Source organism: Streptomyces sp. NPDC057253 (genome assembly GCF_042669125.1).
GTDB lineage: Bacteria > Actinomycetota > Actinomycetes > Streptomycetales > Streptomycetaceae > Streptomyces.
The window spans coordinates 37,686-47,764 of record NZ_JBHUXV010000077.1 but is presented as its reverse complement, the minus strand read 5'-3'; the positions used below and the strand labels follow the sequence as shown (position 1 = coordinate 47,764).

8 protein-coding genes are annotated in these 10,079 nt (G+C 69.5%); 3 read left to right on the top strand and 5 right to left on the bottom strand.

Annotation, left to right across the window (positions count from 1 at the left end; translation table 11 throughout):
- Positions 1 to 903: 903 nt before the first annotated feature.
- On the top strand, positions 904 to 1,659 hold the full coding sequence (locus ACFULQ_RS32855; RefSeq protein WP_383550997.1) for an NPP1 family protein: 756 nt from the start codon (positions 904 to 906) through the stop codon (positions 1,657 to 1,659).
- Between the two features lie 688 nt (positions 1,660 to 2,347).
- Here the strand turns inward: ACFULQ_RS32855 and ACFULQ_RS32850 are convergent.
- Positions 2,348 to 2,512, bottom strand: coding sequence for a hypothetical protein (locus ACFULQ_RS32850; protein ID WP_383550995.1), 165 nt, complete (start codon positions 2,510 to 2,512; stop codon positions 2,348 to 2,350).
- A gap of 155 nt (positions 2,513 to 2,667) precedes the next feature.
- Between ACFULQ_RS32850 and ACFULQ_RS32845 the strand changes: the two genes are divergently transcribed.
- Both ACFULQ_RS32845 and ACFULQ_RS32840 read left to right on the top strand, forming a co-directional pair.
- Positions 2,668 to 3,738, top strand: a complete 1,071-nt coding sequence (locus ACFULQ_RS32845; RefSeq protein ID WP_383550993.1) for a tetratricopeptide repeat protein — start codon at positions 2,668 to 2,670, stop codon at positions 3,736 to 3,738.
- Positions 3,739 to 3,899: 161 nt separating this feature from the next.
- Positions 3,900 to 4,502 carry a transposase gene (locus ACFULQ_RS32840; RefSeq protein ID WP_383550991.1) on the top strand — a complete coding sequence of 201 codons (603 nt, stop codon included), beginning with the start codon at positions 3,900 to 3,902 and terminating at the stop codon, positions 4,500 to 4,502.
- A gap of 628 nt (positions 4,503 to 5,130) precedes the next feature.
- Here the strand turns inward: ACFULQ_RS32840 and ACFULQ_RS32835 are convergent.
- From ACFULQ_RS32835 to ACFULQ_RS32820, 4 genes are read right to left on the bottom strand one after another with little or no spacing between them, the layout of a single operon-like run.
- Positions 5,131 to 6,363, bottom strand: coding sequence for an XdhC family protein (locus ACFULQ_RS32835; protein ID WP_383550989.1), 1,233 nt, complete (start codon positions 6,361 to 6,363; stop codon positions 5,131 to 5,133).
- Positions 6,356 to 8,473: a xanthine dehydrogenase family protein molybdopterin-binding subunit gene (locus ACFULQ_RS32830; RefSeq protein WP_383550987.1), complete on the bottom strand. Its 2,118-nt coding sequence runs from the start codon at positions 8,471 to 8,473 to the stop codon at positions 6,356 to 6,358. Before ACFULQ_RS32830 ends, ACFULQ_RS32835 begins: the two co-directional genes overlap by 8 nt.
- The gene (locus ACFULQ_RS32825) at positions 8,470 to 9,462 is read right to left on the bottom strand and encodes an FAD binding domain-containing protein (RefSeq protein WP_383550985.1); all 993 of its coding nucleotides are present in this window, start codon (positions 9,460 to 9,462) and stop codon (positions 8,470 to 8,472) included. The genes ACFULQ_RS32830 and ACFULQ_RS32825 overlap by 4 nt, the downstream gene beginning before the upstream one ends.
- The gene (locus ACFULQ_RS32820; RefSeq protein ID WP_383550983.1) at positions 9,459 to 10,016 is read right to left on the bottom strand and encodes a (2Fe-2S)-binding protein; all 558 of its coding nucleotides are present in this window, start codon (positions 10,014 to 10,016) and stop codon (positions 9,459 to 9,461) included. The genes ACFULQ_RS32825 and ACFULQ_RS32820 overlap by 4 nt, the downstream gene beginning before the upstream one ends.
- Between the last annotated feature and the right edge of the window lie 63 nt (positions 10,017 to 10,079).

Genomic DNA, 10,079 nt, shown 5'->3' with positions numbered 1-10,079 from the left:
GACCGGATGGTCCGGCCCCGCCGCCGCGCCGACGACCGGTTGTGAGCATCAGTCTCTACGGTCTGGGGGGACAAGGCAGGTTGGAACAGGAGCGGACCGCGGTCGCCGGGCCCGAGGGAACAACGTGCTGGCCACCGCGGGGGACGACGCCGAGCCGTTGTGAACTCAGTCTAGGTAGGTACCTGGAACACCCGTGGACCGGCAAACCAGCATTACGAACTTATGTGACATTAAGGGTGAGCGGGGTGGGGGCGGGGCGTGCCATGCTCGTGGACACCGGAGGGCCGGCAGCTGTCAACTGCCACCTCGCGACACCGGTTTGCGGCCAGTGGGCCCCCATCCCGCCCAGCCGCCGGATCCCGTGGATGGTCAGCCAGTCCTGCCGGGCAATGAATGGCCACACCCCGTAGGCGAGATGCACGTTGCAGCCAGCTCAGCCCACATACCCTCCGGCGCCGAACCCTCGACGCTGCGAAGACCCCACCCACGGACTAGACCCACCGCTCAGAGGAACTGAGCAACACCAGGCCACAACCAAGATCATTAAGTACCCGCACCAGCTACGCCACAGCATGCGCCGCGGGATCCTGGAGGCCTTCCCCGCCAATGACTATTTAGAGTGTCATGGACACGTCTTGACATGATTGGTATAGACCATTACCTTCGGAGCGTCATTTTCCGATTACGCGCGGCTGGTTGACCCATCATCAGGCGCGCGCTCCTCTTTTCGAAGGTGGTCGCATCCCTTGGCAGTGCGGATCGCGCCCGCTCGCTGGGCTTTACACACCTCGCCCCTCCTCGCCCTGGTGGCCAGTCCTCTGTCCGCAACGCCGGCCGCCGCGACGGCGTCGATCCTCGGGGTCGCCCCCGGTGGCAACCTCTACTGCTGAACAAGGAGACAAAGTGCGCACGTTGAGACCCCTGGCCACGCTGCTGGGCGCGCTGGCGCTCGTAGTGGCGCTTCCTGCCTCCGCCCACGCCAGCGTCCTGACCCTGCTCCCGCAGAACGCCGACGGCCTGGAGCAGACCTTCTCCCCCGCCTACGACTACGACGGCGACGGCTGCTACGCCACGGCCGCGATCGGCGCCGACGGCACGATCAACCCCGGGCTGAAGCTCGGCGGGAACGTCAACGGCAAGTGTCACGACTACGCCCAACTGGCCAACGCCAACACGTACTCCCGGGCGAAGTGCAACAACGGCTGGTGTGCGGTGATGTACGCCAGCTACTTCGAGAAGGACCAGGCCACCCTGGGCCCCGCGGCCATCGGGCACACCCACGACTGGGAGCACGTGGTCGTGTGGATCAGCGACAACCAGGTGCGGTACGTGTCGGTGTCCCAGCACAGCGGTTACCAGGTGGCCGCGGCCTCGTCGGTCCGCTTTGACGGCACCCACCCGAAAATCGTCTACCACAAGGACGGTATCTCCACCCACTGCTTCCGGTTCGCGAGCGGCGGCGACGAGCCGCCGGAAAACGCCACAGGCGGCTGGTTCTTCCCTCGGCTCGTCGGCTGGAACGGCTATCCGTCCGGCTACCGTGAGAAGCTCGTCGCGGCCGACTTCGGCTCGGCCACGCTGAAGATCGACGACGGCGACTTCCAGTACGCCCTCGACCACTCCATGCCGTCCGGGATCGCCTTCGACCCCTACGCGTGACGCGACGGCCGTCTCAGCCCGACACCGACGCCGGGGACCGCATGCCGAGCTACTGTTCGGTGCCCCACCCCTCGAACCGCTACAGGTTCCGAACTCCCCGGCGGCTGCGGACTCCTCCCTACCGAACGGGCCAGAACCTTCGGGCACCGGCGTGCGTGGCAGCACCCGACCCAACCGTGAGCACCGGCCTCGTCCAGGTCGGCCCTCTGCCACTCCGTACAGAAGGCGAAAGACAGCACCGTGATGTATGCGGGGTTCGTGCGGTAGGACGGCAAAGCTCCCACTCGAGTGGGATCCCAGGTCACAGGATGCCGTCCATCGATGCCTCCTCCAGGCCCGCCGCGTCGTCGGCCGACCAGGAGTCGACGACGCGGTCACAGCGCCGTACGTTCCTCTGTCATAAGGACATCGCGCGCCAAGCCGAAACGGCACAGTCACCGGCTCAAGGAACTCCTTCCCCTCAGGTCGCCGGCTCTTTCTGCCCAACGTGCATGCGCCGGAGCCGCCTTGGCGCGCGTGTCCTGGCGAGCCGCCTTGGGGCGAGAGGCTGCGTACGCGAATCTGAAGGCAGATCAATCAGGTGTAGTAGCCGCTGGTGTCAACGATGAAGTCGGCGGTGCCGTCGCTGTTGTTGTAGATGCTGATCTGTCCGTGGTGAAGGCCGTCTCCCGCGGGACCGTCCTCACCGTCATGCCACCGAACAGCCGCGCACCAGGTCCTGGAGATGGTTTCCCTTGATGTCCCCGATCTCCAGGACATCCAACTCCTCGTCGGTCAGCAGTCGTTGGTCGTCCGCGAGGGCCTGGAGCTTGCCTCCGTGGCGTATCGACGCGTGGAGAATGACCGTGGGCACGGCAGTGACGAGGGGCCCAAGGTGTCGTCGAGAAGACCGTGGTCTCCGGTCGGTGTCGCCTCGCGCCGGGCGCTCACGGGCGAACGCCTCGGCTTCTGGGCGGGTCTTGCGCAGCATGTCCAGGGAAGCGTGCTGCTGGAACAGAGAGGAAGCGAGTGGCTGCACTCAAGGGGCCCGGAAGGCCGGATCAGAACATCGAGTTGGCCGCGAAAGCGGGCGATCCGGGAGCGATGAGGGTGCTGGGCCAGTACCTCCAGACCGCTCCCGAGCCGTGCACCGACCGGGTGGAGGCTGAACGGTGGCTGCTCGCCGCGGCCGAGGCCGGAGATCCGGAGGCGATGTTCGAACTGGCGTGGGTCTTTCGTGAACGGGCTGATGACGACGCCTGGATGAGCTGGTGCCGGCGTGCCGCGGAGGCAGGCTGGGTTGGCGCGATGCGCGCCATGGCTTTGATCACTTCAGGCACGGATGAGGAGGAATTCTGGCTCCGCCGGGCCGCCAGCGGCGGGGCCCGGCCCGAAATGCTGCGCCTCGCCAACATGCTGGCGGGGAAAGGACAGGCGACCGAAGCGGAGCAGTGGTATCACGCAGCCCTCACCCATGGTCTTGCCTCTGCACGCCATGACCTTGCCTCCTTCCTGATCGCACAGGACCGTCCGGCCGAAGCCGAGACGTATGTAAAGGCAGAGGCCGAGGCAGGCTCCCAGGCAGCCGCCACACGACTGGCCGAGGCCCTCGAGCGGCTGGGCCGGGTGGACGAGGCCGCCGAGTGGCGCACGCGAGCCGAGACCTTGGGCTCTTGGGAAGGCGGATCAGGTGTGCCGGCCGGGCCGGGCTGGGTTGAAGTGATCGTGACAGCCGTGGTCACCACCGCCCTCGTGCCGTTCATCCAGACGCTCGTGTCCAAAACCGCAGACGACGCCTACGGACACGCCCGGCAGTTCATCCAGCGCCTGGTGCGCCGAAACCGCACAACCAGCAACGACAGCAACGAAGAAGAAGCACCAAACTCTCCGGCCGCCGTCGAGGCCAACGTGGGACTTGCCATCGTCCAGGACCCGGAAGCAAACATTTCGCTCGTCCTCTGGTCGAACGCCTCCGACGAAGCGCTGCGAGCCCTGTCGGCACTGGACATGAATGAACTGACACTCCGAAGGCCCGACCAAGGACAGGTTCACCTGGTGTGGCATCCCGCATCCCGTAGCTGGCACATCCGCGGCCACTGACCCGGCCCCGTTGGGCGGCGGGGTCATCGGTCCGCGCAGGCGCGCCCGAGCGTACATGAAGCGCAGTCGGAGCGCCGGGCGGCGCCGACCTTTCGGCCCTGGCCGCAGTGGGGGTTGCCCTGGCGGGCCGGGCTGGCGCCCGCCTGGCATCCCTCCTGGGGATGTCCATCAGGCGCAGGACCGTTCTTTGCTCGGTCGACGCGCTTCCTGAGCCGGACGTGCCCACGCCGCGGGTGGTCGGCGTCGACGAGTACACCACCCACAAGGGCCGCCACTGCGGCACGGTTCTCGTCGACATCGAGACGCGGCGCCCCGCCGACCTGCTGCCCGAGCGGGAGGCACCAACTCTGGGCGTGTGGCTGGCACAGCCGCCCGGTGTCGAAGTCGTCTGCTGCGACCGCGCCCCGTTCTTCACCGAAGGCGCCGCCGCCGGGGCGCCGCAGGCCGTCCAAGTCTCAGGCACGCATCTTTGGCACAACCTGAGCGAGGCCGCCGAGCGAACCATCGCACAACACCGCCGGTGCCTGCGCGTCCTGATCGGGTCCTCGTCGTGGTGGCCGACGACACCTCCGTACAGAAGAAGGGCGCCTACGTCAGCCTGGCCCGCCTCGTACAGGAGGACACGGCCAGTGCAGTTCCCAAGTCGGCTTCTGCGCAATCGAGTTCCACAAAGTTCACCTGACCGGGCGAGGCGCCCAACCCGGCGTGGGAGAACGAGGTCGACGCGGAGTCTCTCCTGTAGGAGAAGCCGCCGCCCCTGCTGAACCGGCTCACGGAACCGCGGAACCGGCGACTCGCCCTGTACGTCGAAATGCCATGACTGACAGAGCAGTTATGTCTAGAGAACGGGTAGAGCTGTGAGAACGGGCATGGGGCGAGTCGTCGTCGCCGTCGCGATGGCCGGGGCTCTCACGGGCTGTGCCACGGCCGATGATGACGGAAGGGAGGTCCGATCGGCCTCGTCCGATCGGACAATTCCCTTCGACCTCTACACACATTGCGGAATCGACGAAGCCCGTGTCGGCTCAACATACTTCGAAGCCGTAACTCCGCTCTCCGACAGTTCAGGGAACCCGCCCGAGGGATGGGACAACCCCACCCAGCACGGCACGATGACCTTGAAGTCCGAGACAGAAGCCATGTTCACGGACGACGCTGGGCATGAGGTGCGATTCCGTGCGCGGTCAGGGGCGACTGAGTTCAAGCGAGTCTGCGCATAGAAACCGCCGGCTTGCTCCACTGCGGGGCCGACGGAGGCCCTGCAGCGAGCAACCCGGCTTCTCCGTCGCCGGCTCCAGAGACGGCAACGCCAGGACCGCGCAGCGGCCGTGCGCCGTCGGGGCGGCCTCGGCGTCTACGGTCCACACGTACGTCGCGACGCATGGCCGGCCACTACCGCAAGCTCGGTATGGACGTCGGCATCGGTGCGGTGCTCCGCGTCCAGGGGCCGGAACTCGTCCCCGCGTCACGCGTCTCCTCCTCGTGGTGGATCGGTCTGCCCGACCCGGTCAGGGGCGTGCCCGTTCCGCCCCGTTGGGTGGCGATGATCTCCGCCGCGATGGACAGGGCCGTCTCCTCGGGTGTGCGGGCGCCGAGATCGAGGCCGATCGGCGACCTCAGCCGCGCCAACTCCCCGTCGGTGAGGCCCGCTTCCCGCAGCCGTCTTTCCCGGTCGGTGTGCGTACGCCGTGAGCCCAGCGCGCCGATGAACGCCGCCGGCATCCGCAGTGCCGCCTCCAGCAGGGGCACGTCGAACTTGGCGTCGTGGGTGAGCACGCACAGCACCGTGCGCGCGTCGGTCATGGTGCCGCGCAGGTAGCGGTGCGGCCAGTCGACGACGACGTCGTCGGCCTCGGGGAAGCGGGTCGTGGTGGCGAACACGGGGCGGGCGTCGCACACGGTGACGTGGTAGCCGAGGAACTTGCCCACCCGTACGAGTGCCGCGGCGAAGTCGATCGCCCCGAAGACGATCAGGCGGGGCGGAGGGACACTCGACTCGACGAGCAAGGTCAGTCCGTCGGGGCAGCGCGAGCCGTCCTGCGACAGCTCGACCGTGCCGGTGCGGCCGGCGTCCAGCATGGCGCGGGCTTCACCGGCCGCCGTACGGTCCAGTTCCGTGTGTCCGCCGAGTCCGCCTTCGTACGAGCTCGCCCGGGAGGGCTGGGATGGCTCCCCTTCCGCTTCGCCCGGCCGCACCAGCAGGGCCGTGCCGAGGAGATCGGCGGGGCCGCGTACGACGCGGGCGAGGGCTGCCGGCTCGCCTCGGACGGCAGCCGACAGGGCCGACCGGAGCACTGGCCTCCCAGGCGTGTCCGTGCCGACCGGGGTGACCATGATGTCGATGATCCCGCCGCAGGTCAGCCCGACCGCGAAGGCGTCCTCGTCGCTGTATCCGAACCGTTCGACGACCGTCTCGCCGTGCTGCAGCGCCTGGACGCACAGGTCGTACACCGCTCCCTCCACGCAGCCGCCGGAGACGGACCCGATGACCGTGCCCTCGCTGTCGACGGCGAGGGCGGCGCCAGGGCCGCGCGGGGCGCTGCCGCCGACGGCCACGACGGTGGCGACGGCGAACGCGCGGCCCTCCTCCATCCAGCGGTGCAGGTCCCCGGCGAGGTCAAGCACGGACGCCTGCCATCAGAACACGGTCGGGGCGCAGCGGCAGGTCCCGGTGGCGTACGCCGGTGGCGTGCCAGACCGCGTTGGCGACGGCCGCGGCGGCTCCCACGGTGCCGATCTCACCGATGCCCTTGATGCCGACCGGGTCGTCGGGGTCCGGGTCGTCGATCCAGTCCGCCTCGATGGCCGGAACGTCGGCGTGGGAGGCGACGTGGTAGCCGGCGAGGTCGGCGCCGTAGTGGCTGCCCAGGGCACGGTCGCGGACCGCCTCCTCGTGCAGGGCCATGGAGATGCCCCAGGTCATGCCGCCGACGAACTGGTTGCGGGCGGTGAGCGGATTGACGATCCGGCCGGCCGCGAAGATGCCGAGCATGCGGCGCACCCGGACCTCGCCGGTGGCCGGGTCGACGGCGACCTCGGCGAACTGGGCGCCGAAGGAGTGTCGTTCCGTCCTGGCGAGGGCGCCGAGAGCCTCCGTGGTGTCGGACCGTACGGTGACCCCCTCCGGCGGGATGTCGGCGCCGAGGGCGAGCCTCTCCCGCAGCTCCTGTGCGGCGGTCATGACCGCCCATGCCCAGGAGCGGGTCCCCATGGAGCCCCCGGCGATGAAAGCGGGACCGAGGTCACTGTCGCCGATGCGCACCCGGACGTGTTCTGTCGCGGTCTGAAGGGCGTCGGCGGCGATCAGGGTGAGTGCGGTCCGGGCGCCGGTGCCGATGTCGGCGGCGTTGATCCCCACGGTGAAGGTGCCGTCCGCCTGTGCCGTCACGGCCGCGGTGGACGGGCCGGCACCCGACGGGAAGGATGCGGCCGCTGTGCCGGTGCCGAGCAGCCAGCGTCCCTCGCGGCGCAGGCCGGGGCGCGGGTTGCGGTCGGCCCAGCCGAACCTGCGGGCGCCTTCCCTGAAACAGGCGATCAGGTTTCTGCCGCTGAACGGCAGCCCGGACACCGGGCCTTTCGCGGGGTCGTTGCGGGCGCGCAGTTCGATCGGGTCGAGACCGCACTTCTCGGCGAGTTCGTCGATCGCCGACTCCAGTGCGAACGATCCCGGTGCCTCGCCGGGCGCGCGCATGTACGTCGGGGTCGGCACGTCGAGCCGGACGAGCCGGTTGGCGGTGTGGTGGGCGTCGGCGCCGTACATGGTCCGGGCGGGACCGGCGGCCGATTCGATGAACTCGTGCACGGTGGAGGTGGCGCTGAGAGAACGGTGCTCCAGCGCGCGCAGCCGGCCGTCGGCATCGGCGCCGAGCCGCAGGCGCTGCCGGGTGGGGCTGCGGTAGCCGGTGAGGGAGAACATCTGACGGCGGGTCATGACCACGCGGACCGGGCGCTGCAGTTCGGTCGCGGCCATGACGGCGGCCACCTGGTGTGCGCGGATGCCCTTGCTGCCGAAGCCGCCGCCGACGTGTTCGGAGCGCACCCGGACAGCGGACGGGTCGAGCGAGAACATCTGCGCGAGTTCGCTCGCCACCCAGAAGGTGCCCTGGTTGGAGTCGACGACTTCGAGACGGCCGCCGTCCCAGCGGGCGGTGGCCGCGTGCGGCTCCATCATGGTGTGGTGCTCTTCCGGGGTGGTGTACTCGGCGTCCACGACCACCGCGGAAGCGGCGAGTTCGGCCTCCAGGTCGCCGTTCTCGATCACCGCCGGCCCATGGCTGTCGAGCGGGTACGCGTCGGGGTGCTCTTTGGTGAAGTCGACGTCGTGCGGCTCCTGTTCGTAGTGCACCACCAGGGCTTCGGCGGCCTCCCGGGCCTGTTCGGAGGTCTCGGCGACGACCAGCGCCACCGGCCAGCCGGCGTGCGGCACCCTGTCGTGCTGGAAGACGGCCGAGGTCGGGTCCGGAACGCCCAGCACACCGACGTACCCCGTCTCGATCCGCGAGGCGTTGCCGTGGTGCAGGACGGCCATCACGCCGGGCATGGCGAGGACGTCGGCGGTGTCGATGGAGCGGATGCGGCCGCGGGTGACCGTGGACAGCACCAGCCAGCCGTACGCGAGGTCGGCGAACAGGATCTCACCGGCGTAGCGGGCGGCTCCGGTGACCTTGTCGTGGCCCTCCACGCGGGTGTGCGCGGTGCCGACGGCGTTCTTGCGTGCCATGGGGGTGGTGGTCATCGGGCGGCCTCCTCGGTCAGTTGGGTCAGCACGGCCACGACGAGGTTGCGCATGAGGGTCACCTTGTAGGCGTTGTGCGGCAGCGGTTTCGCCGCGGCGAGTTCGGCGTCCGCGGCGGCGGCGAAGGTCTCGGCGTCGGCTGACGCTCCGGTCAGGACGCGTTCGGCCGCCGTCGCCCGCCACGGCCGGGATGCGACCGCCCCGAAGGCGAGGCGTACGTCGCGTACGACGCCGTCCCGGAGGTCGAGCGCGGCGGCGACGGAGCCGATGGCGAAGGCGTACGAGGCACGCTCGCGCACCTTGCGGTAGCGGGAGCGGGCGGCCACCGGAGCGGGCGGCAGGGTGACGCCGGTGATCAGCGCGCCCGGCGGCAGCGCGGTCTCGCGGTGCGGGGTGTCACCGACCGGCAGGTAGAAGTCGGCGAAGGGCAATGCGCCGGGGCCGTCGGCGGTTTCGTACGACACGACCGCGTCGAAGGCGGTCAGCGCGACGCCCATGTCCGAGGGGTGGGTGGCCACGCAGTGCTCGGAGGCACCCAGGATGGCGTGGTTGTGGTGCTCGCCCTCGATCGCGGGGCAACCGCTGCCGGGCACACGCTTGTTGCAGGGTTTGGTCACGTCGGTGAAGTAGCCGCAGCGGGTGCGCTGGAGCAGGTTGCCTCCGACGGTGGCCATGTTGCGGAGCTGGCCGGAGGCGCCGGCCAGTACCGCCTGTGCCAACGCCGGGTAGCGGCGGCGGACCTCGGGGTGGGCGGCGAGGTCGCTGTTGGTGACGGTGGCGCCGATGCGCAGGCCGCCGTCCGCCGTCACCTCGATGCCGTCCAGGGGCAGTTCGCGGACGTCGACCAGGCGGGTGGGCCGCTCGACGCCGGTCTTCATCAGGTCGACGAGGTTGGTGCCGCCGCTGAGGAAGCGGGCGTCGGGGTCGGTGTCCAGCAGGGCCAGGGCCCCGGAGACGTCGAGGGCCCGGTCGTATGCGAACTCCCTCACGCTGCTGCCTCCTCGGATTTGGCTTGCGCCGCCTGGGCCACGGCCTGGACGATCGACACGTACGCGCCGCAGCGGCACAGGTTCCCGCTCATCCGTTCCCGGATCTCCTCGGCGCTCAGGGGTGGTGGTCCGGCCTCGGGGCGGACGTCGTCGGTGACCGCACTGGGCCAGCCGGCCGCGTGTTCCTCGATCACCGCGATCGCCGAGCAGATCTGGCCGGGGGTGCAGTAGCCGCACTGGTAGCCGTCCAGGTCGAGGAACGCCTGCTGCACGGGGTGCAGTCGGTCGCCCTCGGCCAGGCCCTCGACGGTCGTGATCTCGCGTCCGTCGGCGGCCACGGCGAGTTGCAGACAGGACACCGCCCGGCGTCCGTCGAGCAGTACCGTGCAGGCGCCGCACTGCCCCTGGTCGCAGCCCTTCTTGGTACCGGTCAGGTCGAGGCGCTCGCGCAGGGCGTCGAGCAGGGTGGTGCGGTGGTCGACGGGCAGACTGTGCTTCTCGCCGTTGATGTTCAGGGTGATGTCGCTGGACGTTGACGAGGGAGCCAGGGCCATGTTCAGCCTTCTTTCACGTGTCCCGGACACGACGGGGCGTCAGTCCGACGCTAGAGTGAGCTC

Coding starts and splice junctions, on each gene's coding strand:
- ACFULQ_RS32840 (WP_383550991.1), top strand. CDS start 3,900: ATGTCCATCAGGCGCAGGACCGTTCTTTGCTCGGTCGACGCGCTTCCT.
- ACFULQ_RS32830 (WP_383550987.1), bottom strand. CDS start 8,473: ATGACCACCACCCCCATGGCACGCAAGAACGCCGTCGGCACCGCGCAC.
- ACFULQ_RS32820 (WP_383550983.1), bottom strand. CDS start 10,016: ATGGCCCTGGCTCCCTCGTCAACGTCCAGCGACATCACCCTGAACATC.